Annotated in this window: 22 protein-coding genes and 1 pseudogene; 14 read left to right on the top strand and 9 right to left on the bottom strand. The window is 43.1% G+C overall.

Going from position 1 to position 25,824, the window contains the following annotated elements; translation table 11 throughout:
* The first annotated feature begins 385 nt into the window (after positions 1-385).
* Complete coding sequence (locus H6G76_RS13105) at positions 386-664, top strand: hypothetical protein (RefSeq protein WP_190700780.1); 279 nt, start codon at positions 386-388, stop codon at positions 662-664.
* Between the two features lie 155 nt (positions 665-819).
* Here the strand turns inward: H6G76_RS13105 and H6G76_RS13100 are convergent, their stop codons facing one another.
* Together H6G76_RS13100 and H6G76_RS13095 are read right to left on the bottom strand one after the other, a co-directional pair.
* Entirely contained in the window at positions 820-1,401 is a 582-nt protein-coding gene (locus H6G76_RS13100; RefSeq protein WP_190700778.1) for a thioredoxin family protein, read from the bottom strand.
* A gap of 96 nt (positions 1,402-1,497) precedes the next feature.
* Entirely contained in the window at positions 1,498-1,713 is a 216-nt protein-coding gene (locus H6G76_RS13095; RefSeq protein WP_190700775.1) for a high light inducible protein, read from the bottom strand.
* 160 nt (positions 1,714-1,873) lie between these two features.
* On the opposite strand from H6G76_RS13095, the gene thyX reads away from it, so the two are divergent.
* On the top strand, positions 1,874-2,596 hold the full coding sequence (thyX, locus tag H6G76_RS13090) for an FAD-dependent thymidylate synthase (RefSeq protein ID WP_190700808.1): 723 nt from the start codon (positions 1,874-1,876) through the stop codon (positions 2,594-2,596).
* Positions 2,597-2,667: 71 nt separating this feature from the next.
* Here the strand turns inward: thyX and H6G76_RS13085 are convergent, their stop codons facing one another.
* From H6G76_RS13085 to lepB, 5 genes are all read right to left on the bottom strand, one after another.
* Positions 2,668-4,410: a R3H domain-containing nucleic acid-binding protein gene (locus H6G76_RS13085; RefSeq protein WP_190700773.1), complete on the bottom strand. Its 1,743-nt coding sequence runs from the start codon at positions 4,408-4,410 to the stop codon at positions 2,668-2,670.
* Positions 4,411-4,461: 51 nt separating this feature from the next.
* A complete protein-coding gene (gene ldpA / locus H6G76_RS13080) occupies positions 4,462-5,685 on the bottom strand; it encodes a circadian clock protein LdpA (RefSeq protein WP_190700770.1) in 1,224 nt (407 codons plus the stop codon).
* A gap of 383 nt (positions 5,686-6,068) precedes the next feature.
* Positions 6,069-7,904, bottom strand: a complete 1,836-nt coding sequence (locus H6G76_RS13075) for a GGDEF domain-containing response regulator (protein ID WP_190700767.1) — start codon at positions 7,902-7,904, stop codon at positions 6,069-6,071.
* An 882-nt stretch (positions 7,905-8,786) separates the two neighbouring features.
* Positions 8,787-9,578: an MOSC domain-containing protein gene (locus H6G76_RS13070; protein WP_190700765.1), complete on the bottom strand. Its 792-nt coding sequence runs from the start codon at positions 9,576-9,578 to the stop codon at positions 8,787-8,789.
* A 15-nt stretch (positions 9,579-9,593) separates the two neighbouring features.
* On the bottom strand, positions 9,594-10,235 hold the full coding sequence (gene lepB / locus H6G76_RS13065; RefSeq protein WP_190700762.1) for a signal peptidase I: 642 nt from the start codon (positions 10,233-10,235) through the stop codon (positions 9,594-9,596).
* Positions 10,236-10,478: 243 nt separating this feature from the next.
* Between lepB and H6G76_RS13060 the strand changes: the two are divergent.
* Positions 10,479-11,793: pseudogene (locus H6G76_RS13060) on the top strand (dihydroorotase).
* Positions 11,794-12,966: 1,173 nt separating this feature from the next.
* Positions 12,967-13,020, top strand: a complete 54-nt coding sequence (gene patS / locus H6G76_RS38245) for a heterocyst-inhibiting signaling peptide PatS (protein ID WP_397333606.1) — start codon at positions 12,967-12,969, stop codon at positions 13,018-13,020.
* 270 nt (positions 13,021-13,290) lie between these two features.
* Here patS and tsaE read toward each other — a convergent pair whose 3' ends face one another.
* Entirely contained in the window at positions 13,291-13,746 is a 456-nt protein-coding gene (tsaE, locus tag H6G76_RS13055; protein ID WP_190700760.1) for a tRNA (adenosine(37)-N6)-threonylcarbamoyltransferase complex ATPase subunit type 1 TsaE, read from the bottom strand.
* Between the two features lie 68 nt (positions 13,747-13,814).
* The gene (gene yvcK / locus H6G76_RS13050) at positions 13,815-15,185 is read right to left on the bottom strand and encodes a gluconeogenesis factor YvcK family protein (RefSeq protein ID WP_190700758.1); all 1,371 of its coding nucleotides are present in this window, start codon (positions 15,183-15,185) and stop codon (positions 13,815-13,817) included.
* 174 nt (positions 15,186-15,359) lie between these two features.
* On the opposite strand from yvcK, the gene ruvC reads away from it, so the two are divergent.
* The 10 genes from ruvC (at position 15,360) to H6G76_RS13000 (ending at position 25,815) form a co-directional block, all read left to right on the top strand.
* A complete protein-coding gene (gene ruvC / locus H6G76_RS13045) occupies positions 15,360-15,851 on the top strand; it encodes a crossover junction endodeoxyribonuclease RuvC (protein WP_190700756.1) in 492 nt (163 codons plus the stop codon).
* A gap of 395 nt (positions 15,852-16,246) precedes the next feature.
* Positions 16,247-18,949 (top strand): PAS domain S-box protein, encoded by a 2,703-nt coding sequence (locus H6G76_RS13040; protein WP_242056381.1) that lies wholly within the window; start codon positions 16,247-16,249, stop codon positions 18,947-18,949.
* Between the two features lie 7 nt (positions 18,950-18,956).
* Positions 18,957-19,586, top strand: a complete 630-nt coding sequence (locus H6G76_RS13035; protein WP_190700753.1) for a response regulator transcription factor — start codon at positions 18,957-18,959, stop codon at positions 19,584-19,586.
* Between the two features lie 504 nt (positions 19,587-20,090).
* Entirely contained in the window at positions 20,091-20,684 is a 594-nt protein-coding gene (locus H6G76_RS13030) for a hypothetical protein (protein WP_190700750.1), read from the top strand.
* A gap of 404 nt (positions 20,685-21,088) precedes the next feature.
* The gene (locus tag H6G76_RS13025; RefSeq protein ID WP_190700748.1) at positions 21,089-21,646 is read left to right on the top strand and encodes a DsbA family protein; all 558 of its coding nucleotides are present in this window, start codon (positions 21,089-21,091) and stop codon (positions 21,644-21,646) included.
* A 166-nt stretch (positions 21,647-21,812) separates the two neighbouring features.
* Positions 21,813-22,796 carry a CPBP family intramembrane glutamic endopeptidase gene (locus H6G76_RS13020; protein ID WP_190700745.1) on the top strand — a complete coding sequence of 328 codons (984 nt, stop codon included), beginning with the start codon at positions 21,813-21,815 and terminating at the stop codon, positions 22,794-22,796.
* 51 nt (positions 22,797-22,847) lie between these two features.
* The gene (locus H6G76_RS13015) at positions 22,848-23,585 is read left to right on the top strand and encodes a CPBP family intramembrane glutamic endopeptidase (protein WP_190700742.1); all 738 of its coding nucleotides are present in this window, start codon (positions 22,848-22,850) and stop codon (positions 23,583-23,585) included.
* Positions 23,586-23,613: 28 nt separating this feature from the next.
* Positions 23,614-24,405, top strand: a complete 792-nt coding sequence (locus H6G76_RS13010; protein WP_190700739.1) for a CPBP family intramembrane glutamic endopeptidase — start codon at positions 23,614-23,616, stop codon at positions 24,403-24,405.
* A 74-nt stretch (positions 24,406-24,479) separates the two neighbouring features.
* Positions 24,480-24,821 carry a hypothetical protein gene (locus H6G76_RS13005; RefSeq protein ID WP_242056380.1) on the top strand — a complete coding sequence of 114 codons (342 nt, stop codon included), beginning with the start codon at positions 24,480-24,482 and terminating at the stop codon, positions 24,819-24,821.
* 556 nt (positions 24,822-25,377) lie between these two features.
* Entirely contained in the window at positions 25,378-25,815 is a 438-nt protein-coding gene (locus H6G76_RS13000) for a peptidoglycan-binding protein (protein WP_190700736.1), read from the top strand.
* Positions 25,816-25,824: the final 9 nt, after the last annotated feature.

Raw genomic sequence — 25,824 nt, 5'->3', positions numbered from 1 at the left:
GGCATGGGCGACTAGTGGTTTTTGAGTTGTCGTTGTGAGAGACAACAACTCTACTACGAAACGCCCTACCTCTTCATGCTCTTATTTTGGCAACGGTATTGGTATATATACAATCTTTTCCCAGTTATTATCTTGGAGGGTGTATTAAGCTTACTAAGCCTTTAGCATTAGCTGTGGCATCAAAAAAAGTAATTTTTGTTACATTTTTTCGGAATTAGTTAGTTTAAAATTAATACCAACTTTATTGGTATATTTTCGCTGCATTATTCCTTCCCTGACATCGTTTCATTATCCATGTATCCGTGCCTACTTTGTCCTTAAAGTAGATGTGCTAAAGTTGCTCATCTGCTAATTTTCTATAGCATTCTACAAATCGTAAATAGTTATGGCGGAGCAATCAGATTTTCTATCGAATCTATCAGATTTTCTTTACCCACGCAGTTGTTATTATGGTCAATTCAAACCAGAATACTTAGTTTTTAACGCTAATTTACAAGAGTTTGCTCAAAGAGTCAGCTATATTAGTAATTTGCAAACAAATGGCAAGCTATCTCCAGAAGAAGCTTATCAGCAAATTAAAGCTTTATGGAAACAGTTGAAGCGTGCCAAAAAACAACTCGAAATTAATACAGATGCTTGGGATACAAACAGACATCAACAATAAATATTAGAGACTTGAGACTAGAGGATAGGGACTAGAGATTAAGATTTTGTATTTAGCATTCAGCAATTTTTCAAGTTAGCGATTTACCAGAAAATTTTACAATCAAACCTAAAAAACTTTCTTCTCTAAGCCCTAACCTCTAGCCAGGCTTAGTCTCATCCAAAATAACTGGGTTCATTCCCAGATTTCCATTTAATATTGCAGCCAACACTCGGCTTTTGTTCGCTTGTAATTGATTTACCCGCTAACACCGCATCAATAGCCGCGCGTAAATCTGCTCCTGTTACTGGTTTACCATTACTGGGGCGGCTATCATCAAGTTGACCGCGATAAACAAGTTTACGCTCTTCATCAAATAAGAAAAAATCAGGGGTACAAGCTGCTGTATACGTCTTTGCTGTCTCCTGAGTTTCGTCGTAACATAACGGGAATTTGAAATCTAATTCTCTAGCCATGACTTTTAATGAGTCTGGTGCATCATCAGGGTAGTTTTTAGCATCGTTGGCACTGATAGCCACAATGCCTAAATCACTATTGAAATAATCTTTTCCTAACAGTGCTAATTGGGTTTGGATATGTTTTACAAATGGGCAATGCCGACAAATAAACATTACCAACAGTGCTTTTTTATCTGCAAAACTGGATAGTGAAATTGTCTCACCAGATACTACTTCTGGTAGATGAAATTCTGGTGCTTGAGTGCGTAAAGATAACATTGTTGAAGCAGTTAATACCATAATTCACCTGATACTTTTACCCTGCAAAAAATTAGAGACGGGAAATTTCCCGTCTCTATAAATGTATAAAAAAATTGCGTTTTAAAAATTTAATTGTTAAAAGCTTCTTAATAAACCAAATATGCCATGCCCTGTGAATACTTCTAATGCTATCAGCGAGATAAAGCCAATCATGGCTAAACGACCATTAAGCAGTTCTGCGTAGGGTGTGAGTCCGGTGCGATCGCCTTGTTCATCTACATAAACTTTTGGCTCAACCGCAAAATTATTCATTTTTCCCTGATCGTCAACAATGGAACCGTTGATATTCATGAAGTTTTCCCCAATTGCTTTTGCTTGTAAAGAAGTGTAACAAACAAAATAAACTTTTGTAAAGTATATGAGTCAGCCCAAAGATATATGATGGTGGATTGAGTTTCTAGCCATGTTGAAAAAACAGGCTCTACTCCTCGTTTCCCATCTGAGAAAAGTCATGCATCGATTCCGAGTAGAGGTTATTGCCAAAACACCAAACCCGCAGCAAGTAATTTATGCTGCAATGCACCAGGACTACACCGACGCATTTGTAGTTGATGAGCGAGATTCATGGCCTTCGGAATCACAATGCGGCGAAGTTATCGTTAAGCGACTTCTAGCAGGAGAACGGGGACACTACGGGCCGCTAGAACATCCCCAAATTGTGTTTAACTGCGGTTATTTTCCGCACAGCGTCATGCAACAAGCCCGGACTCACAGGGTCGGCGTGAGTTTTGATGTTCAATCTTTTAGGTATACGGGTGAACAATTTATACTGGTACTAGAAGGTAAAAAAGACATAGAAGACGTATTTTATCTGCGTCCTGTTGGTCATTACACAGATAGACAAGGCAAAAAATATTACTATTCTCCAGAGCAGCGCGCGGCGGATTTAGACTGGTGTCGGGAAGCGGCGAAGCGATATACGGCTAGTTTCCAAGCTGGGATGTCTGAAGAACACGCTAGAGGGATAGTACCTTTTGATTATCGCCAACATTTTGTAGTGAGCTTTAATGTCAGGTCGTTTTTGCATTTTTGCGACCTGAGAAATAAAAAAGATGCTCAATTAGAAATTCAAAAGCTGTGCGAATTAATGTGGCCTCATTTTGCAGAGTGGGTACCAGCGATCGCACAATGGTATGAAAAGCAGCGTTTAGGTAAAGGTCGATTAGCACCTTGAAACTAGGGGTATAGGGGTGTGGGGTGTAAGTGAATAAAATTCTTACCCCTACACCCTTACACCCATCTTAATTACGCCGGATAAATCCTTAAGCGACGATTAGGTTCTTCGCCAAAGCTATGGGATTTGAGGCGATAGTGTTCTACCAACTCATGCTGCATTTTGCGGACTTGAGGAGAACGGGGCAATAACTCCACTGGTTGTCCTTTAGGAATGACAATTTGCTCTACAGCAAGTCTGGCTTCTTCAAGGGCATCAATTTCGTCATCGCTACCACTGTGCAAGAACAGTTGCAATTCGCGGTCATCAGCGATTTCTGGGTCGTCGATGTTGAGCAACCGTCGCAGTCCACGGGTAATTTGCGGAATGGTACTAGCCTTAATCATGTGGATAGGTACATGACGGGCTTTAGCCATTTGCCGTAGTTTAGCGTGGTTTTTGACGTGCGATCGCAATGCCAAAATCGCATCAGCAGTATCGATGTCTTTTGTCAAGACCACAGGCAAAGTCAACACACTAATTACCTGTTCTAGCTGATGACGACTAACTCCATACGGGTAAACGTGCAGTGGCAAATCTTCCCCGTTTGGCCCAGCATTCTTGCTAGCAGCAAAATCAATCGCATCCGAATAGTTAAAGGATTCATCTAGCAAGCGGTCAAACTCGCTTTGTCCAACCTTTTCTCGCTCTATAGTCAATGGTGGCAGGGCTACCATTTGTCCTGATGAACGCCAGCTGCCAGATTGCCGCCCTGACGAGAAAGAGTCTTCCCCACCGCTTGCCAACTGCTGTCCACCGCCACGGCCATTGACAACAGATAGCTGCCGAGTAATTGCTACTTTGCCGTTATCATCCACAGTGCGCGTTTGTGGGCTTGGTTGCCGTCCGCGCAATAAAGTATCTACTGTGTCAGCAACACTTTCATGGACTACCCAACGCTGTCGTTCTAACATTTCAACAGCAATCTCGAAGGTGGGAGGGGCTTTGCGTTCTAACACCGTCTTTTGCGAACCGCGCCTTCTTGCTTCATCGTCTCCCAAGGTCACAGCCTGAATACCTCCAACCAAATCAGACAGGGTAGGATTTTTAATCAGGTTTTCAATTTGGTTCCCGTGAGCAGTACCGACCAATTGCACACCTCGTTCGGCAATGGTACGAGCTGCTAAGGCTTCCAGTTCTGTGCCAATTTCATCAATGACAATGACTTCTGGCATATGGTTTTCTACTGCCTCAATCATGACTTGATGCTGAAGTTCTGGATGAGCTACTTGCATCCTTCTAGCACGACCAATGGCAGGATGGGCAACATCACCATCCCCAGCGATTTCGTTGGAGGTGTCGATAATTACTACTCGTTTATTTAACTCATCCGCCAATACACGGGCGATTTCCCGTAGGGCGGTAGTTTTCCCCACACCTGGACGACCCAGCATAAGGATGGATTTACCAGTTTCTACCAAATCGCGGATCATGCCAATAGTGCCGAATACCGCACGACCGACACGACAGGTTAAGCCAATAATCTTGCCATTGCGGTTGCGGATAGCACTGATGCGATGCAAAGTTTGCTCAATTCCTGCTCGATTATCTCCGCCAAAGGTTCCGACTCGCTGAATGCAATCATCAATTTGTGCTTGAGTTACAGGTATTTCGCTCAGATACTCAGCTTGATTTGGGAAGCGAGCCTCTGGGCGACGACCCAAATCCAAGACAACTTCAACTAAACTATCTCGTTGAGGATGATTTTCTAGTACTTGTCGCAAGTCTTGGGGCAAGATGTCTAATAACTTTTGGAGATCGTCTTTAATCGTCATGCTTTCTAATGTGACGTTTTGAGAGATAACGAACGAGCGATTACGCTCCTGCTATGACTTGAGCTGGGAAACGAGAGAATGGGCAAGCTCTACAGCTTCCCAGAGTAAGTCTGGTTGTTCTTCCAGGCGGACAGTCGCTTTGACATTGGTGTTATTCACCTCCTTATCCTCTAACTGATCGAGAATTGGCGACAGCAATACACGGGCGTAGCTTCCGTAGGCAACCCCAGCAACTGAGGCAGAGGGGCGGAGGGGCGGAGGGGCGGAGGAGAAATTCTGGAGTAAGTTCTCTCCTCTGCTCTCGCCAGTTGCTACAACGGAGGGAACCTCCGCAACGTACTGGCTCCCCTGCTCCCCTGCTCCCCTGCTCCCCTGCTCCCTTGCTTCCTTAAGTAGTCCCATTGCTTTTAACTTAGCAACGGTGTAGCTATTAGTGCCACCTGCTAATTGCACATATCCCGGTAACTTCGCTGACAAAACTTTTTGACCTAATTTGACTGCGGCTAGAGTGGTACCATCTCCAATATCACCACTCATGGGCCGACCATCGGTTTGCCAAATTATGGTCTGAGGTCGTGGAATTATAATTTCATAAATTGCACGTAAATAGTCGATCATGCCTTCGCCATCAGGACAACTGATAGCTACTACCTTGAGTTGTTCAGCCCACGGTGAAATTACTTGCCATAATTTTTGAAATTCTGCTAACCGACCTACTTTTGTGTGAATTTCTATGGCATCTATTCCCTCTGACATCACCATTGGCGCGATCGCCTGTGGTGTTGACATATGTGAACTAGTATAAATTATATCGTATGGACACAATGGTATGCAACGACCGCAACCGTAGCATTTCTGAAATTCAACTCCTGAAAAATTATCTTGGCTGCGGTTAAATACGATCGCTTGTGCTGGACAAACTCGTTCACAGGGTCTTGGACAATGGGCGGGACACTTAGTTGAGTCAAACTCAGCTTTGCGAAAATGAGGATCTTCGCCATCATTCAAGCTCATCATTAAAAACGGTGAATTGCCTCTATAGCTAAAGCCTCGTTTTTGAGCTTCTCTAGCTAAAGTTTTGGCTACTTGCAGTGCTTCTTGGGCTGCTGCTATCACAGCTGGATCAGCTGCCACATCTATGCAGTCAGCACCAGCCAAAGTATAGGCTAATGATAAACTTCTGACTGCTGGCAGATGTTGATAGCTGGCTCCACAGATGAGCTTGAACCAGTTACCTTGTTTCAATGAGTGTAAAGGGGCGAACAGATCAGTCACATCTCTATTATGCTTTTATGTAACTGAAAATAGAAGTCTTTAGTGAATAAAAAATTTTGGTTTCCTGATTCTCAGTTATGAGTACCCAGGCTCCCACTTTTGAGAGTGACTGTCAACCTACTACTGCAAAAGATTCTCTGAGATACTTTTAGCTAGTACTTATTAATTTTTATTTATTAAAAATCATAAATTTCATTTTTATGCATATGTTGTCGAGATTAATACTGAGGTTATGTACCAGATTATTTACAAGTTTGATAGTTAAACAGAAGCGATTGCACAGATTCATCTATCTCAGGGTCATTATTGGCGATCGCCTTCTCAGCTTTCATGACTTTTGCAGCAATCTTTACAATAGAGAAGCAGATTTGCAAATTTAGCCTCTACCACTGAGGTGCTGCGGCAATAAAATTGAGAATAGATTTTTCCTCTAGAGGTTTAGAAAAAAAGTATCCTTGGGCAGAATTACAGTTTAGGTTTCTTAATTTTGCTAATTGTTCTGGTGTTTCGACTCCTTCGGCAGTCACAGTAATTCCCATTGATTCAGCAATACTAATGATTGCTGGTACTAGTCCCATGTTCTCTTGATGCAAGTGCATTCTACCAATGAAAGATTTATCAATTTTTAGTGAGTTGATAGGAAAACTGTGGAGATAGCTAAGAGAAGAATAACCAGTACCAAAGTCATCCATTACTAACTTAACCTGCCGCATTTTAATTTGTTCGATAATTGTTCTGACTATATCATTATTTTCCATAATGACACTTTCAGTAATTTCTAATTCTAAATTACATGGATTAATTTTTGATTCATAAATAATTTGATCAATTTTGGCTATTAAGTGAGGCTGAGTAAAAAGTTTTGCGCTTAAATTAACACTAATAGTTAAGTTTTTTGGTACAGATGGGTGCGCCTGCCAACTATATAGTTGATGACAAGCTGATTGCATCACCCACAGATCAATAGCACTAATTAAACCTGTTTCTTCTGCTACAGGCATAAACTCCAAAGGAGGAATTAAACCACGCACTGGATGTTGCCAACGCACCAGTGCTTCAAATCCAGAAACTTTTCCTGTAATTAGGGAAATAATTGGCTGATAATATATGATAAATTCTTGGCGTTCGATAGCCCTACGTAGGTCATTTTCTATCTCTAAAAGTTGAATAGCCTCCTGATGCATGGCAGGATCAAAAATGTTATATCTAGCTTTTCCGAGAGATTTAGCTCTATACATTGCTGTATCAGCATCACGTAGTAAATACTCTGGTTTTTCATAGTATTTATTACCCCAATTAATGCCAATGCTCGCATTCATAAACACTTCATATCTAGATAATTTAAAGGTAATAGAAAACTGTTGTAAGATTCTTTCGGCAACTTGAATAGCGGAACTAATATCGATAATATTTTCCACAAGAATGCCAAATTCATCTCCACCTAACCTTGCCAAGGTATCACCTGGCTTGAGACATAATTGCAGGCGATGAGCAATGGCAATGATTAATTCATCTCCTACAGTATGGCCTAGAGAGTCATTGACAACTTTAAAGCGATCGCAATCTAAATACAGTACAGCAAACTGATAGTTAGAATCTTGTTTAGCAAAATTAAGTGCTTTGCCTAATCGTCTAATAAATAACACTCTGTTTGGTAATCCAGTCAGATTATCATGCAGAACTATATCTAATAATTTGTCTTGCAGCTGTTGCCGAGATGCGATTTCTATTTGAAGTTTTTGGAGAGTATTTTCTAATTCCCAAGTACGATGTTTTACCCTTTCCTCTAGTTCGGTATTGAGTCTGATTACTTCTAGCTGTGCTGTTCTGAGAGCTAGTTGATTTTGTACTCGGACAATAACTTCTTCAAACTCAAAGGGTTTGGTAATATAATCTACTGCTCCTAATCTAAAAGCTTTGACTTTATCAAAAACATCATCTAAAGCACTAATAAAAATTACTGGAATATCTGCCGTTAAATCCCATTCTTTAAAACGTTGGCAAACTTCATAACCATCAACTTCCGGCATCATAATATCAAGTAAGATTAGATCCGGTAGTACTGTTTGACAAGCAATAAAAGCCATTTGCCAATTTAAGGCTTTGCGAACGTTATACCCTTCCCTTGTTAGTAGTGAAGAGAGAACTCGCAAGTTGTCTGGCCGGTCGTCAATAATTAAAATATCTTTTTTATCAGGATTTAATTGCTCGTATTTCATTATGCTTTGCTTCTAATCAATTTCATCATTTTCTCAAACTGATAGTTACTTAGTACCTCGCTGAAAAATCGGAAAATTCATGCCAACAAGGATTTACCAAGTTTTACTACATCTGCATCCCATCTTTATAAGCTGGGAGCGTAGACTTTGCGTTCTTAAATTTAAATTTGATTTAGTAAATTGTTTGTAAAGTAAATATATATTTTGCACACCCCAGAATTTACTGAACCTTCTTTGGGCAAAATATTGCAGTTATCTAACCGTTATACACTGATAAATTTAATTTTAAGGTTAACAAAGTTGTTGTTGCCTATGTGAAACAACTGCATTTGTTTCTAAAAGTAGTTCCCAGTGATTTTCGAGTTGAAAGTATTTAGTAACTCTAGATAAGTAATATGATAATTAAATAAGTATATTTACTTAACCATTTTGCAGCGATCATTGATTTGTTGATGTATTCAAGCGTAGACGTAATTTTGTAAAATAGTATATACATATACTTTTGGCAAATTTATTCCTAGACTAAATCCTTAAACTTTGTTATAACATCTTAATTTGCTAGATCTAGTCTAGGAATGTATTAAAGTCTATTTTTAGCACAGGTTTTCCGTAGCCAGAATTGGTCGTAACTATGACTAATATTGAAATCTTATAAAATAGGCGATCGCTATTAACAGCAGACTGATATAGCAATCCTATTTAATTTCTAAACTGCTCTTAGATGCAGGCAATAGGGAATAGGCAATAGATTTGTTTAATTCCCCTTTAGGGTTGCTATATGTAATGAGTTACTAAGCTGTGGTACATCTAAATAGCATATCTTTTCTTATTGACTGTTAAGCGTAGGTATTCAAAAGTCAATAGTTTTATATTAAATTAATATTAATTATGACCCGATAAAATTTTAACTTCGTCAGCAATATTTAAAAGTTTGCCAACTTCTGATAAGGGCAATCGGGTATTGACACTCAAGCGATAAAAATGATTAAAACGCGATGAATTCGCCCACTTGGGCAAACTAGCTTGGCGCTGTTGAACAAATATCTTCTGAAAATTTGGATAAGCTGCGCCTGACTCAGGATGACGTGTTGGCACAATACAACGTTGACATGGATTGACACCATAAAACAGCACATCTCCCACCTTAAAGGAGACTAACTGATCTGATTGAGCAAATAATTGATCTTCCCAAAACGGTGGTACATCGTCAATTTCAATATTGGCACGTACCCGACGGGGCATTTGCTCAACACTTACATCGGGAAACCAAGAAGCGACTTCTGCCAAAGTTGCCGTACTAATCACCGTTGGGCCAGGGGAATCAGTATCATCAGGAAAGCCCATGACAGGATTTTGTACTAAGCTCACAGGAAACCCAAAAAACTTACTCAAAGTTGCTGCCAGTTTTTGCCGTTCATCATCCAAATGAAAAACTCTCGGCAAATCTTGATCGGGAATTTGCAGGGAGATAGTTCTGTTTGCGATATTAAATTGCGATCGCAGTAAATGAATTTTGGCATGGCGTTTGCCATTAACAAACTTACCTTGTTCGTCCACAATGGCAAACTCGCGATCGCATTCCAGCGCGCCACTAGATAAAATTTTGGCTGGCGTAACTTCTACCCCATCTAGGGACTTGATTGGGTAAATGATAATTTTGGCTAAATGCGGCATTCAACCACGATTGGGTTAAGGATAAAGCGGTGATTTATCAATGCTACCAACATGATTTAGCGGCCAAAAGCGCATGACAGCCCGACCGATAATATTCTCTTGAGGTACAACACCCCAGCAACGGCTATCATAGCTACTATTGCGGTTATCACCTAATACTAAGTAAGAATTTGGTGGGATTGTTTGCGGTTTTGCTAAAAAAGCAGGTTGCTGTGCTGAATTGCAAACATCAACTACTGTTGTTTGGTTAGGGCTGAGATAGCTTTCTTCGTCGAGGGGTTTGTTATTGATGTAGACTTTACCATCCTTAAGTTCTACAGTTTCTCCTGGTAAGCCAATTACACGTTTAATAAAAGCATCGTGATATTGTTCTCTTTTAAGTTCATCTGTAGGTGAAAAGACAACAATATCTCCCCGTTGCGGGGTAGCAAACTTATACTTCAATTTATCAACAATAATCTTGTCTGCCTCCCACTGGTTTTGAGTACCATGCAGAGTGGGTTCCATAGATCCCGAAGGAATCCAACGAGCTTCGGCCACAAAAGTACGAATGCCTAAAGCGAGAACAATACTTAATACAACTGTTCTACCTAGCTCGGCAATCCAGGAATTATCGGGTTTTTGACTAGAGTTATTATCAGACACTTGATTTTGCATGAAAGTACTGAAGTAAGGAAAAGTGTAAGTAGTTAACTGACTCAGGGATACTATATTTGTTAATCTTAACGAGAAAATTAGATTTTTCTAGTTGATGTTGGCATTTTCACAGGCAGATTCATAAGTTAAAAATAAACTTTTTTTTAATCAGCTGCAAAAAGTTATGCCGAAGAATGTAACCAAGTTTAACCTAAGAGTAGAGTTTTCCGTAATATGAGTCTTTGTTAGAAATTTTTTAATCTCATGTCATCTTCACAAAGTTTATTAATTCGCAACGCTCACATTGTCCTACCCAATGGTGAATTTATTGTAGGGGACGTACTCACACGCGATCGCCTCATCGTAGAAATTGCACCGGAGATTACCTCAGCCTCCCCAACCAAAGAAATTGACGCACAAGGGTTAACTTTGTTGCCAGGAGTTATCGATCCCCAAGTGCATTTTAGAGAACCGGGCTTAGAACATAAGGAAGATTTATTCACAGCCAGTTCTGTGCCAAAGGTGGTGTCACTTCCTTTTTAGAAATGCCCAACACCCGCCCTCTGACTACTACCCAGGCGGACTTAGATGATAAATTGCAACGTGCGGCTAACAAGTGTGTGGTGAATTACGGCTTTTTATTGGCGCAACAGCAGAGATTCTGCCAGATTTGCTGACAGCGAAGCCGACACCGGGCATTAAAATTTTTATGGGGTCGATGCATGGTCAGTTACTTGTTGACCAAGATACTGTATTAGAAACTATTTTTGCTCAAGGTGATCGCTTAATTGCCGTTCATGCCGAAGACCAAGAACGCATCAATCAGCGACGGCAAGAATTTGCTGGTATTCATGACCCAGCGATTCACTCGCAAATTCAAGATAATCAAGCAGCATTGTTAGCCACGCAAAAAGCCTTAAAACTTTCTAAACAATATCAACGTCGGTTACATATTTTGCATATGTCCACAGCCGAAGAAGCCCAGTTGTTGCGTGAAAATAAACCGAGTTGGGTAACTGCTGAGGTAACACCACAACATTTATTATTGAATACTAGTGCTTATGAAACGATTGGCACGTTAGCGCAAATGAATCCACCGTTGCGATCGCCCTACGATAATGAAGTTCTCTGGCAAGCTTTACGTGATGGTGTAATTGATTTTATCGCCACAGACCACGCACCCCACACCTTAGTCGAAAAAGCTCAAGAATATCCGAATACTCCCTCAGGAATGCCAGGGGTGGAAACTTCCTTACCATTGATGTTAACTGCGGCAAAGCAAGGAAAATGTACCGTTGCCCAAGTAGCTAACTGGATGTCTCAGGCTGTAGCTAAAGGTTATGGTATTCCCAACAAAGGAGCGATCGCACCCGGTTACGATGCTGATTTAGTGCTGGTTAATTTGGATACTTACCGTCCAGTTCAACGCGAAGAATTGTTAACTAAGTGCGGTTGGAGTCCCTTTGAAGGCTGGAACCTCACAGGCTGGCCTGTAATTACTGTTGTTAGTGGGCAAATTGTTTATGAACAAGGCTATGTAAATCAGGATGTGCGTGGTCAAGCTTTAACTTTTTTGTAAAAAACACGCTGCATCGAGCCAAGTGTAATAAAAGCGAACATAGCTAATACCATTTCACCAAATAAATGATACAAATCATTTCTCCTCTGCTCCTCTGCCCCCCTGCTCCCTATTTGTATCAAACTTAAAGTGAAACGGTATAAGTTTATATGGCGTGATTAATCTTCAGCACAATCATCACGCCATATAACCCATTGAATTTTTATCACTCCTAAATAAATTACCTAAGTATAAATACTAAAATTAATATTTTTAAAATAAAAATTTAGTGTTTATACGATTTTAATTTGGATAAATCTTATGTTAATTGGTTAAAAATATTTGGGGTTCATGAATTATTTTCGGTAAATTTATAAGATTTTCTTGTAGAGCAGCGAATTTAAATTAATTTGGCTAATAACTTTATAATTAGTTACTTTTTGCTTGCAGATCTTGTTTTTATCTTGGGAATACTAGCTCAAAGGATAACGTGAACGATAGCTATTGCGATCGTAGATTATTTAACGTTTCTCAACTAGTTTTTTGTGTTTACCTATCCGGATTTTTCACCTTAAAACGGAAGAGAATTAATAGGGTTAAGTAAACGGGCAAATTTTTGTGGAAACTCTGTTTTATACATATAAAAATTTTATATGCACTTAATTTGTACGATTTTAAATCCTAATTTTTATACTTCTGATTGTTTTGTATTCCGGGTAGTGCTTGGCTAGAACGCCCAGTATCAGCCAATAAAACGGAGTTAGTCACAAAAACCGAGCATCTAATTAAACAACTAAAAGAAACAATTCACTTAGGTAGTTAAAGGTAGGTGGTCAGTAAAACAAACATAGTACAAACAGATTAAACAAATGTACCAGTATTGACTGGTTAACCAAAAATCATCTGATGAGCCTGCTTAGAAAGATGATTTGATCTCATCACAAGTTAAGGTCAGTTCCGATTTGAATGTGATGACCCTTGAGCGCAGGTATTTCAAAATCTGTCAGTTTGCTAAATATCACCCTCAAGAGGTTTGTTCCATTCAGCTGCTTTGACTCACTCAATTCAATACTTATGGACATATACGGCAATATCATCTGCGAGCATACACCAAACTTAGCTCAACGTAGCCAGCTAGCCAGTAAATGTCATCACCAGACTCTTGTTAAACAGTATTCCATTGATTTTTGAATAATGAAGGCAGCAATGTTAGTGATTTTCTTCGATGAACGTGGTAGCGGTAGATAGAACGAGTGTAGAATCCGCCCTCGGCTATCGGTAAAAATTTTATAGTGTTGTAATCATGTGAGGCTGACTGGAGTAGGACACTTGTCTATGTAGTTCAGTTAGTAGAACTTGAGCTTGAAAGCTCTCGCAACTTACATCAATCAAGTATGGACGATGAGCGGTGGTTTCTGCCGCTCACACTTTTTGTGGGCAGTATGATTTAATCAGCTTTTACTTGCTCACAATATAATAAATATTCTATATTATTTTTTCTAAATGTAAATTAAGCTTTCAAACGCTGGCAATTAATTCTGGAATATCGCAATTAAAGGGTTTGAGTTGGGCTTGACGATTACCTTCCTCTCCATAAGTTAAATTTAAAAGCAGATAACTATCTGGTAGGTAAGGCATTCGTTCTGCCCACTCTATGGCTATAATTCCTGGTTCTACCTCAATCCCTTCCCAATAGGTTTCTAAGTTCAAAGCCGTTACCTCTTGTGGTTCTAAACGATATAAATCCAGGTGGTAAAGAGGTATGCGTCCTTGCGTGTATTCATTAATCAGAGTAAAAGTAGGGCTGACAACTGATTCTGTGATTCCTAAACCTTGGCCTATACCTTGAACTAGCGTTGTTTTACCAGCACCTAAATCTCCTTCTAGTAAAATGACACTGCCAGGAGTCAAAGTTTGACCGAGTTTTATACCCAAATCCAGGGTTGCTTTTACATCTGTAAGCAAAATTTTCATAATTAGTCATTGGTCATTAGTCATTAGTCATTAGTCTAAACAAATGACCAATAACAAAGGACAAATTCTCATTTTCCATGATGAGCGCCACCGTACCACTTCAACAAGACTTTTGATAATTTTTGGGGATTGTGACGTACAACACCAGTTTCATCTTCATACAATACATTAGCTAAAACAATCCTTCGCCCTAAGCCAGTTACATCTTCTCTATCTAAGAAAACAGGATGAGAATTTTGCTGTGCATAGCGGATGAGTGACTGGGGAGAAGGAGACTTTTTGTGTACTAGTACAGCATCAAATAGCTTTACTTGTCCGCAAGCATTGTCAATGGCTCTAATATGATCAGCAACAGTATATCCTTGAGTTTCTCCTGGTTGGGTCATGATGTTGCAGACATAAATGCGGGGAACTTTTGTTTGAGCGATCGCCGCAGCAATTTCTGGTACTAATAAGTTAGGAATCAAACTAGTGTATAAGCTACCCGGCCCAATAATAATATAGTCAGCATCTTTGATCGCTTTAATGACGGCAGGTAACGCTGGCGGGTTAGCTGGAATACAACCAATTTTGGTAATTTTACCACCCGCTTTTGGAATGTTCGATTCGCCATCAATGCGACGACCGTCTTCTAATTCTGCCCACAGGCGAACATCACTGAGCGTTGCTGGCAAAACTTGTCCTCGCACTGCTAGCACCTTGGAACTAGCAGCCACAGCCCGTTCCAAATCTCCAGTAATATCACTCATCGCAGTTAAAAACAAATTGCCAAAACTATGCCCCGTCAACCCATCACCAGCCCGAAAGCGGTATTGAAATAATTCGGTTAATAGTTTTTCTTCGTCTGCTAACGCAGCTAAACAATTGCGAATATCTCCAGGTGGTAAAACTCCAAATTCCTGACGTAACCGCCCAGAAGATCCACCATCATCAGCAACAGTGACGATCGCTGTAATATTAGCACTATAGATTTTCAATCCCCGTAGCAACGTTGAAAGTCCTGTACCACCACCAATCACCACTATTTTTGGCCCACGGTACAAGCGGCGATGTGCCAATAAAACATCAATGAGTTCAGCTTCACCTTCTGGTTTGAGTACCTCAGTAATTGAACCGAAAGTGCGAGTTTGTCCCCAAAGCAGCAAAAGTAAACCGAAAAGCAACACCAAAGGGCCACTGATATAGTTGGGTAGGATGTTGGTAATCACTCCCAGAAAACCCCTCAGCAACTCCAACAACCAAAAAATCGGAGTCAGCTTTACCCATATTGCTAACCCTAAACTTGCCAGCAGTACACCACCAAGGCTGATTAGCAACCAGCGTTTGATCGACAGTCCTGGAGATAACCACTTAAACCATTGGTTAACGCGATGAGATGTGCGACTGCGCGACTGCTGTTGCAGGGCGTTGAGGGCTTGTCTGAGAAAACCATTTGACATACCTGATTTAAAGCAGTGCTACAAACTAATGATTAACAGAAAATTTACACTACCTGGTTTTAACGCCAAGTATGTAATTATGGAATATTTCAAGGCTTTGAGACTTACAACAAGTCATCAAAGTTGCCTGTATTCACAGTAAAACAATACCCTGGCTTGACCAAAAATACTTTAATGGAAAAACGAATTTTAGGTTTAGATCCTGGATTAGCGATTTTAGGATTTGGCGCAATTAATTGCAAACAAAGCCCTAACAAGGTAGAAGACACTGAAGTTAATATGCTGGACTTTGGGGTGATCACTACCTCGGCAGATGCAGAAATGGGACAGCGATTGTGTACCTTGTTTGACGATTTGCACACCCTGATTCAGCAATTGCAACCAGACTTGGTAGCGATCGAGAAGTTGTTCTTCTATCGTATGTCAAGCACTATACTTGTAGCACAAGCTCGCGGTGTCGTCATGTTAGTTTTGGGACAACACCGTTTACCATATGTAGAATTTACTCCGGCTCAAATTAAACAAGCCTTAACTGGGTATGGCAATGCAGACAAATCTGATGTGCAAGCAGCTGTAGCACGAGAGTTAGATTTGCAGACTATTCCCAGACCAGATGATGCTGCGGATGCATTAGCCGTAGCTTTAACAGCGTGGTTCCAGGTTTAAGTTGTGTAAAACGAGAATAATTAGTTAGACTAAAAATTAATTTTAAAAATTATATAGCTATTATGGCGATCGCCTGAATCGAGTAACGTTGATTGAGAATGAGCGATCGCTGGTTGCTGAAAGCTTAAATTGTGACGTAGGGCTGCACATCACTAAGCTCATACTCCGCGTGGTTCCAACGAAAATACCGCAGGCTTGTTGTTCGGTGGGAAAGGATTGCTGCCTGTTTCAATGCTTTTGTTGCTCTTGCCACAATTCATATCTGGATTAACAGAATTTTATTAGTGGGATAGGTTCATCCCAGACTGGCTAAAATTTTGTCCTTTGTGTAGTTAAGTTGACCTTATGGCATAAGTACTAAATTGTGTTAACATCAATCAAGAAAAGATGCAGAAATGGGCAGAACACGCCCCATGAATTATTTATGTAACTTTCATTTAGTCGAGGCAGAAAAAGCGCGAGTCTTAGGGCAATTTTTTGAGGCTGAAGAGTTTTACGAGCGAGCGATCGCGGTGGCTGCTGAAAATGAGTTGATCCAGGAAGAAGCACTCGCCTATGAATTAGCGGCTAAACATTATCTGGCGCGAGGGCGGTCAAAAATTGCTCAAACTTACATAGAAGAGGCGCAATATTGCTACGATCGCTGGGGCGCAACCGCTAAAGTTAAAGATTTAGAAAAACGCTATCCACAACTCCTCAACACCAACCTAGTTCGGCAATCACATTCAATCGTGACCGATGAAACGATCCGTCATCCGACTGCGGCGATCAATTGGGCTGCGGCGATGAAAGCGGCTCAAGCCATCTCAGAAACGATCCATCTCGATCAATTAACTGCAACGTTGATGCAGGTGGTGATAGAAAATGCCGGAGCCGAAACTGGCGCTCTGGTTCTCCTGGAAGATGATCGGCTCACTGTTGTGGCTCAGTGCAGTGGAAGTAGACAGTGTAACCTAGAAAAGATCACTGTTGCTGGCTGTGCAACAATTCCTGTCTCCCTCATCCAATCAGTAGAACGCACATTTGAAACTCTGGTGTTTGATGATGCAATCAGCGAACCGTCTTTTTTGACTGATCGGTATATTCAAAACCAACAAACGCGATCGCTCTTGTGTATGCCCATTCTTAAGCAAAATCAGCTGATTGGCATACTTTATCTAGAGAACAATCTCAGTACCGGAGTGTTTACTAGCGATCGCCTACAAGTCCTTAAACTGTTGATTGCTCAGGCAGCAATTTCACTGGAGAATGCTCGGTTATATGAACGGTTATCGGATTATTCCGAAACACTGGAAAGGAAGGTAGAAGAACAAACTCAAGCTTTGCAGCAGGAGATCGCGGAACGTCAACAAACCGAAGCCGCATTGAGACAAAGTGAAGCAAATTATCGCAACCTGCTACAAACCGCGAATTCCGTTATCATTCGCTATGATCCGCAAGGACGGATTCGCTACATCAATGATTATGGGGTAAAACTTCTTGGCTATGAAGAACATCAGATTTTAGGGCGAACCTTATTTGAAACAATCATTCCAGACATCGAAATCTCTGGACGCGATGTCAAACCCTTTGTCCATGATTTACTTCGTAATCCTCAATCGTACCCGCAAGGCGAGGGTGAAAACCTGTGTCGAGACGGTCGGCGAGTTTGGGTTGTTTGGTCAAATCAAGCCATCTTCAATGAACAGGGAGATGTCGTTGAAATCTTATCGGTTGGCAATGACACCACCCAGCGTAGACAAGCAGAAGAGGCATTACAACGCAGTGAAGCCAAGTTCCGAACTATCTTTGAAAACTCCCAGGTTGGTATCTACCGAACCCGCACCGATGATGGCTTAATTCTCAATGCCAATCAACGCTTTGCCGATCTATTTGGTTTTGATTCACCCCAAGAGATGATTGGAATTGAACACACTACAGGCTATTGGGTCAATCCCAGCGATCGCCAACAAGGCATTGAGGTGATGAAGCGGGATGGGGAAGTGCGAAGCTTTGAAGCACAGATGCGAAAACGAGATGGGACAGTGTTTTGGGGGCTTTTCTCTTCTTATCTGAATGCAGACGATGACTACATCGAAGGGGTGCTTGCAGATATTAGCGATCACAAACAGGCAGAAGTAGCATTGCAAGCCTCTGAAGCAGAGCTACGAGCGCTCTTTTCAGCTATTCCCGATCCAATGTGTATCTTCAATAGTAAGGGACAATTGATCTGTGCAATCAAAGGGAATCCGTCCTATGGAGAGTTGCATAGGGAGGAGTATTTTGGTAAAACACTGCATCAAATCTATGCTACGGAACAAGCTGATGAATTCCTGAGTTACATTCAGCAGGTGCTGAGAACCCAACAAGTACTCACAGTTGAATACAGCCAGTGGATAGCTGAACGAGAAATCTGGTTTTCGGCGCGCATTGCACCGATTCGGCACGAGCAGGTGATTTGGATAGCGCGAGATATTACGCTGCAAAAGCGAGCAGAAGCGGCCTCAATTTTGGAAGAACGCAACCGCATGGCGCGTGAAATTCACGACACACTCGCTCAGGCGTTTACAGGCATTCTGGCTCAGGTGGGAGCGGCAAAACAGGTGCTAACGGATGATTCAGAAGCAACTGAGGCACACCTAGACCTGATCAAAGAATTGGCGCGAACTGGACTGGTTGAAGCGCGGCGATCGGTAGTAGCACTCCGTCCTCAGCTTTTGGAGGAAGGCAGTCTACAGAGCGCTCTACATCGTCTCGTCGCTCAACTCAGAACTGCCGCAATGGATACCACTTTATATTATGAGATTGAGGGTGCAGTATATTCTCTGCCGACTGAAGTCGAGAGTAATCTACTGCGGATTGGGCAGGAAGCCTTAACCAATGCGATTCGACACGCCAATGCTGATGAAATTCGAGTGGAGCTAATCTACGATCGCGATCGATTTTGCTTGCGCGTGAAAGACAATGGACAGGGGTTTGGAGTCGGGAGTATTCCAGCCTCTGAGGGATTTGGCTTACTTGGTATGAGCGAACGGGCAGAGCGCATCGGCGCACAACTCACGATTCGGAGTCAACCTGGAGAAGGAACAGAGATGATTGTTACCGTCAATCGAGAGTAGCATCACGATGAGTCAAACCATAACCATTCGGGTTCTGATTGTGGACGATCATGCTATCTTTCGGCAAGGTTTAGCCACGATTATCAACCGTGACCCAGAGATGCAGGTGATTGCCCAAGCCGAAAATGGGGAACAAGCGATCGCTCTATTTGGGGAACACCAACCGGATGTCACGCTCATGGATCTGCGAATGCCTGAAGTGGAAGGAGTTGCCGCCATCGGTGCAATTTGTGCTACTGCTAAATCTGCTCGGATTATTGTACTGACCACGTATGATAGTGACGAAGATATTTATCGGGGATTGCAGGCAGGCGCAAAAGGATATCTGTTGAAAGAAACTGAACCTGACGAGCTTCTGAATGCCATTCGTACCGTTCATCGGGGTCAGAAGTATATTCCGCCTGATGTGGGAGCAAAGTTGGTACAGCGCCTCAGCAATCCTGAACTGAGTGAACGAGAACTAGAAGTACTCCGCTCACTGGCTCAGGGGATGAGTAATGCCGAGATTGCGGCTGCTTTAAGTATCGGTGAAGGCACTGTTAAATCTCATGTCAATCGAATTTTGAATAAGTTAGATGTGAGCGATCGCACCCAAGCTGTGATTGTTGCTGTTAAACGCGGCATTGTCAGTTTGTAGGGTGTACTTTCGATAGAATTGGGATTCTAACTTGAGTTATAGCCAGCCTTATACTTTGCGATGGCATGGTTGCTCTATCAATTTATACTGTAAAAATTTTAACTCGCTATAGAAGACAGCTTGAAGGTGATTTCCTATATTGAGTTTATGCAAATAGAAGTGCATCCAATCAGGCAAATCATGCTCCTTGAGAGCGGTAAGAGGCTGTCTCTAAAGAAATGTAAAGGGGACGGAAGCGGGCGATCGCAAACGCTCAAATCCTGATTCATACGACCAATCTGGTGCCTTTACACGGTTGATATCCGAAGTTTTCCGCCGGGAAGAGTAGACGCTAAAAGGAAACCCATTAGCTTTCTCAGGAGTCCGGTGTCATCACACCTTAAAAGAATTTAAAGTCTTCAAAATTTCGGAAAAAAGGACGAGGCGGTAATGGAGCTACAAAATACCCCAAAGCTAATTGTCAATCCCAGCTTTTGAAATAGATAGAACTAGGAGAATCCAATCATGGTCAAACAGCAATCTGTAGACGAACAAGCAAATGGAAAGGCAACTAGCAACCTGACACCAGCCCAGAAGTTTTTGCAAGAACTCTGGGATGAGCATCTGCGGCTTGAGTTTGACGCTCACAACACTGAAGATACTCTCGCCACGATGGTTGAGGATGCTTACGTTAACGGCATTCCGGTAATGATTGGGGGAGTAGGGAAACCGGCACTGCGCGAGTTTTATTCCAAGTACTTCATTCCACAGATGCCGCCGGACATGGAGCTGACTCCGGTCTCGCGCACAATCGGAACCAATCAACTCGTCGATGAAATGCTACTTAAGTTCACTCATACCATCCAGATGGACTGGATGCTACCTGGCATTGCTCCGACTCTTAAACGGGTTGAAGTGGCATTGGTAGTAATTGTTCAGTTTCGTGATGACAAGCTAGCCCACGAACATCTCTACTGGGATCAGGCGAGTGTATTGGTTCAACTCGGTATGCTTGATCCGGGTACACTGCCCGTTGTAGGGGTTGACAGTGCGCGCAAGGTACTTGATCCGAGCTTGCCCTCAAACGCACTGATCGATCGTGCCAGCGATCGCAACTAAGTGCAGAAGCCAGCAAATATCAATGCCTCAACCCGCTATTTTGCAACCAGGATCGTACTCATCCTGGTTGTAAGAGGCGCTTCTTATTGCTAGTTAGATGTGAGCGATGCCTACGGCAACGTCAAGGACGAACGCACCCAAGCTGTAACTGTTGCCGTTAAACGCGGCATTGTTAATTTATAGGATGTACTTTCGATAGAATTGGGATTCTAACTTGAGTTATAACTAGCCTTCTACTCCACGATGGCATGATTGCTCTATCAATTTATACTGTAAAAATTTTAACTCGCTATAGAAGACAGCTTGAAGGCAATTTCCTATATTGAATGTATGCAAATAGAGATGCAGTCAATGGATTGAGCAAGTCAATTGCAAAGTTCCATACTTGCTGCAAACGTAAAAAAATGAACGATGATCGCAGCTACAGTTCTTTACTTGTACCCCCTTCAACTCAAGATTGGATGCAAGGTGTGCTGAGTGCCAAGGTCGTGCTGGTGATGTATGGAGACTATCAATGCTCTATAAGTGCGGACGTTTACAGGATGATTCAAGGAATCAAACAAGAGCTGAGTGCTTCTTTTGGAGAAGATTATTTATGCTTTATCTTCCGTCATTTTCCGCAAACACAGATTCATCCTCATGCTCAACGAGCCGCCGAAGTCGCTGAAGCCGCCGCTGCCCAAGGACAGTTTTGGTCAATGCACGATACTTTATTTGTTTATCAACAGAAGTTAGAGAACGGTTATCTTGTAGAGTACGCCAATGATTTGGGGCTTGATATTCCTCAGTTTCTCAAAGACTTGTTTAAACAAGTATATGTTGATCGCATCCACGAAGATATCGAAAGTGGAATACACAGTGGAGTGACAACTGCCCCAGTCCTATTTATCAATACCATTCGATATACCGCACGCTGGAAAATGACAGAGTTGATGACAGCCATTGTTGCAGCAAGTCCCTAAGCTCTATTTATACCTGACTTGTTTGTGAGTGCTAGTCGGCGATCGCGCATTTGCTCGCTAGTTTTTGCCTGTTTTGTTGAATTTAAACGCCTCACTGGAATGACTGCAAAACAGGTTCGCTAACTTCCAAGTACTACATATATATATATGAGTAAAGGAGACCAAGATGAAGATTAAAGCAATCAAAAGACACCAGGGAATCGGAACAGAAGTGAAAGACGCGACTTACGTCGAGGCTGCCCGGTGGGGTAAGTATCGGTGGTGGCGGTATGTTCTGGGGCTGATGATCATCCTCTTTGCCTGGATGGTCGTTGCCAACTTCGCCAGTGCGCTCGTCGCGCTCGCGATCGGCGGCAAAGAGGGTGTCGCGGCTTTCGGTCGGCTGGATTATGCCGCGTTCGGTCGGGTGGGGGGCTTTGTCGTGAGCATGGCAGGTTTTCCGGTGTGGCTCGCGGGAATCCTCATCGCCGTCACCCTCATCCACCAGCGTCATCCCCGGACACTCGTCACGGCGCGGGAGAAGATCAGTTGGCGGCGCATCGGTCACGGCTTTGTGGCTGGGTTTGTGCCGTGGGTGCTGCTAGCCGGACTGGGGCAGTACCTCCTCTACCCCGATAGCTTCTCCTTCAACTCCGACCTCAAGACGTTCGCGCTCTTTGTACCGATCGCACTGGTCATCACTGCGATCCAGACGACCACCGAGGAGCTTTTCTTTCGCGGGTACATCGTGCAGGGCGCAAGCCTGATCTGGTCGAACCGCGTGTTTCTGGCGATCGTCTCGGCTGTGATCTTCACGCTGCCGCACGCCACCAATCCAGAGTCACAGGAGGGCGGATGGATCGGGATGTTCCTCGGACTCTTCGTCGGCACGGGTCTGCTGTTTGCGATCGTTTCATTGATCGACGGCACCACCGAGCTTGCGATCGGCGCACATTTCGCTAACAACATCGCGTACTTTCTTTTGTTCAACTGGTCTGGAAGCTTCTTCACTACGCCAGCCCTGTTCAGCATCAGTGAGTACCATGCAAGATTCTACGACATCACCTCTCTCGTGCTGATTCCCGTTTTCCTGGTGATTGTTTTCCGGGTGTTCAAACGCGATGAGGCATCCGAACCCCTTTCCCAAAGCCATCGGAAGGATTATCGATGATCTCATAATTTCGTAAAACCATCAGCAAATGTACCAGAGAACTTCATCACCATGTCTAAAGTGTCTTCTAACCACCCACAAAAGCCAGGGAAGCTCCCCGTTGCGTCCTTGGTTCTGCCCAATAAGGTTTCCCGTCCCGGCTGGCTTGAGATCGCCGTCGGTCTCGTCGTCTTCGCGATCATCGGATTCGGGGTTGGTTCACAACTCAAGCGGCTCGGTCTTGACCCCGTAATCTATGGACTGGTTTTCACCTCGCTCTCTGGCATCGCCGGAATTGCCGGGTTTGCAGCGGCAGCACTATTGCGGATTCGTTCCCTGAACGCCTTTGGCGTGCGCCCAGTCTCTAAGCACTGGCTGCTCATCGCGATCGGAGTCGGATTGGTTGCCTTCGTACTCAAGGGATTGGCAGTTCTGGGCTGGATTCAGATCACCGGGAACACCAACAATGTTCAGGGTGTGTACACAGAGGGCGGCAGAGGCGGAGTACTATCCCTGGTTTTAGCCACGTTGTTCCTCGGAATCGTCACGCCTCTTGGTGAGGAGTTGCTCTTTCGGGGTGTCGTCGCTAACGCGCTGCTGCGCTACGGTTCGTTCATCGGGGTCGTGGGTAGCACCTTGATCTTTGCCCTTGGTCACGGCATCAACATCGTCTTTCCCGCAGCCGTAGTCGCTGGTCTCGCCACTGCCGAGGTCTTCCGCCGCAGCGGCTCGGTCTGGAGTGCTGTCATTGTTCACGTCGTTTTCAACTTGCCCACAATTCCAGTGATGGTAGCTGCTGGCATGGGCTGATAGGACGGATCATCTGGAGGTTAAACCAATGGCAATTCTGAAACAATTCGGGATTTTATTTGTATTGGGCAGTGTGGGAATTGTGATGTTTACGATCGCGTCTATTCCTTTAGTCGAGCAACAGTTAGCGAAACTGTCGCCAGAAATACTGGAAAAAGTGCCACCATTGGGGATTTTAATGCTTCTGCAAGGACTACAGTATTCAATTCTACTAGCAATCAGCATTCTAATCGGAATTGGTTGTGCCTATCGTGTTGGATTAAGCTCCCATTTGATTGATCATTGGGTGTTTCACACCGCTAAGTCTCCATCTTTTGCCGTTGAGATGAAGTGGAGCTTGGGTGTGGGTGCAGCGGCGGCGATCGTTCTCTTGTTGCTCGATCAGTTGATGCAACCTGTCCTACCTGAAGAGCTACGGGCAGCCAATAATACAGTGCCAAGTTGGTTGAATTTGCTCACAGCAATGTTCTATGGCGGCATCACTGAGGAAATTCTGATGCGCTGGGGCTTAATGTCACTGCTTGTTTGGATAGCATGGAAAATCTTCAAACAAGGCATTACGCTGCCAAGCCAAGGAATATACCAAGGTGCGATTGTTCTAGCCGCTTTGGTATTTGGACTACTACACCTGCCAGCGACTGCTGCGATCGTTCCCCTCACTCCAGTTGTGATTATTCGGGCGTTGTTACTGAATGGGATTGGGGGAATCGCGTTTGGCTGGCTCTTTTGGCAATATTCGCTAGAGGCTGCAATGTTAGCCCATATCAGCTTTCATGCTTTTGCCTCTGTTCTTAGGGGTTTACTGGCAAGGTTGGCTTAAGTTTTGGAATATATCTCGTAGGGCTAGCACTGCCCACAAAGCTTTACCGTGAAAGGTTTTAAAAATGGTGGGCGATGCCCACTACTCGAATTGATGCTCAACTCTACAGTTTTAAGGTGGTAAATCAAATGATTCAGTGCAAAGATTTTGCACCTCGGATTACTGAACGGGGGCCCTTCGGCGGAGCTTCCGATTACGAATCCTTCTCTGATGTTGTTAGTACTGTAAATCAGTGGATTGAAAATACAACGATACAGGTGATCAATGTTGAAACTGTTGTTTTACCTGATCGGATTGAAGGCACAAGTGATGATGTCTACGGAGTGACGACCAGTAATGCTTTCCACCCAGTGATGATCAGTCAGGGTCTTGCAATCAATTGCTTTCAATGTGTGCGTATCTGGTACAGAGAATAAGCTTTACCGGAGAAGAAATAATGAAACGATTTACCTTGTTTACTTTTCTGTACCTCGCGCTCGGAGTTTGTTTGACGGCGATCGCACTTGGATACCCAAACCTGCCTTCGGGTCTTCAAAGAAGCTTGTTCATCAGTGCAGGAACCTCCTACATTTTTTGTCTCCTCAGCACCTTCCCATTTTGGCGCGAGAGGACGATCCGCTTCTATCGCAGACGGAATTCAGCAGTAATTCTACCCTGGTTGGTCATGGGATTCTATATTGTTTCGATGATCTGGGAGGTTCAGAGTCAGAACTGGACGATGGAAGCCATTTTAGGAGCGTTTTCGCGGCTAATACTTGTCTTACCGTTTGCGGAAATCATTGTGATTACATGGCAAGTGAATTCTGAACATTAGTGTCTAAATCGGATGATGCCGAAACAAACTCGTTTCAGCAATGCGAGATAGAGTCAAACGTACTACACAAGGAACACCATGAATAAGCCCCAGTTTTTTGTCAATCACTCCGACACAAAATTGATGCTAACTAGAACTGATCTATCAGGAGGACAATCATGAAACTTCAAACCATTTTCAGATTCATAACGATAGCGACAGGATTGCTCGGAGGTTCACTCACTCATCCAGCGATCGCACACAGCATTCCTCCACAACAAACCTCCCCCATTCTGATCGCCACTGCCTACACTGATTTAACCTTACCTACCTTACGCCAAGGCGATCGCGGCAGAAATGTGCAATTGTTACAACGCATTCTTCAAGACAATGGCTTTTTAGGAGCCGCAGGTGTGAGGTTAGGCAATCCAAAAGGGGCGATCGTCGATGGCACCTTTGGTGCGGTCACAGCGTCTGCGGTACGCGATCTCCAGAGACGATACAAAATCCCAGTTACAGGGCGAGTCAATCCAACAACCTGGGAAGTCCTGGATATGCACGAAAACCCCTATCGATCCCCACTTCCCTGGAAACAACAGAACATTACACAACCATAAGCCACAGAA

It is taken from the genome of Nostoc sp. FACHB-152 (genome assembly GCF_014697475.1).
Lineage (GTDB): Bacteria > Cyanobacteriota > Cyanobacteriia > Cyanobacteriales > Nostocaceae > Nostoc_B.
Note: the sequence above shows the minus strand (reverse complement) of the source record. Positions and strands in the feature narration are given on the sequence as shown.

Coding starts and splice junctions, on each gene's coding strand:
- H6G76_RS13105 (WP_190700780.1), top strand. CDS start 386: ATGGCGGAGCAATCAGATTTTCTATCGAATCTATCAGATTTTCTTTAC.
- H6G76_RS13100 (WP_190700778.1), bottom strand. CDS start 1,401: ATGGTATTAACTGCTTCAACAATGTTATCTTTACGCACTCAAGCACCA.
- H6G76_RS13095 (WP_190700775.1), bottom strand. CDS start 1,713: ATGAATATCAACGGTTCCATTGTTGACGATCAGGGAAAAATGAATAAT.
- thyX (WP_190700808.1), top strand. CDS start 1,874: ATGCATCGATTCCGAGTAGAGGTTATTGCCAAAACACCAAACCCGCAG.
- H6G76_RS13085 (WP_190700773.1), bottom strand. CDS start 4,410: ATGACGATTAAAGACGATCTCCAAAAGTTATTAGACATCTTGCCCCAA.
- H6G76_RS13075 (WP_190700767.1), bottom strand. CDS start 7,904: ATGAAATACGAGCAATTAAATCCTGATAAAAAAGATATTTTAATTATT.
- H6G76_RS13070 (WP_190700765.1), bottom strand. CDS start 9,578: ATGCCGCATTTAGCCAAAATTATCATTTACCCAATCAAGTCCCTAGAT.
- lepB (WP_190700762.1), bottom strand. CDS start 10,235: ATGCAAAATCAAGTGTCTGATAATAACTCTAGTCAAAAACCCGATAAT.
- tsaE (WP_190700760.1), bottom strand. CDS start 13,746: ATGAAAATTTTGCTTACAGATGTAAAAGCAACCCTGGATTTGGGTATA.
- yvcK (WP_190700758.1), bottom strand. CDS start 15,185: ATGTCAAATGGTTTTCTCAGACAAGCCCTCAACGCCCTGCAACAGCAG.
- ruvC (WP_190700756.1), top strand. CDS start 15,360: ATGGAAAAACGAATTTTAGGTTTAGATCCTGGATTAGCGATTTTAGGA.
- H6G76_RS13040 (WP_242056381.1), top strand. CDS start 16,247: ATGGGCAGAACACGCCCCATGAATTATTTATGTAACTTTCATTTAGTC.
- H6G76_RS13035 (WP_190700753.1), top strand. CDS start 18,957: ATGAGTCAAACCATAACCATTCGGGTTCTGATTGTGGACGATCATGCT.
- H6G76_RS13030 (WP_190700750.1), top strand. CDS start 20,091: ATGGTCAAACAGCAATCTGTAGACGAACAAGCAAATGGAAAGGCAACT.
- H6G76_RS13025 (WP_190700748.1), top strand. CDS start 21,089: ATGAACGATGATCGCAGCTACAGTTCTTTACTTGTACCCCCTTCAACT.
- H6G76_RS13020 (WP_190700745.1), top strand. CDS start 21,813: ATGAAGATTAAAGCAATCAAAAGACACCAGGGAATCGGAACAGAAGTG.
- H6G76_RS13015 (WP_190700742.1), top strand. CDS start 22,848: ATGTCTAAAGTGTCTTCTAACCACCCACAAAAGCCAGGGAAGCTCCCC.
- H6G76_RS13010 (WP_190700739.1), top strand. CDS start 23,614: ATGGCAATTCTGAAACAATTCGGGATTTTATTTGTATTGGGCAGTGTG.
- H6G76_RS13005 (WP_242056380.1), top strand. CDS start 24,480: ATGCCCACTACTCGAATTGATGCTCAACTCTACAGTTTTAAGGTGGTA.
- H6G76_RS13000 (WP_190700736.1), top strand. CDS start 25,378: ATGAAACTTCAAACCATTTTCAGATTCATAACGATAGCGACAGGATTG.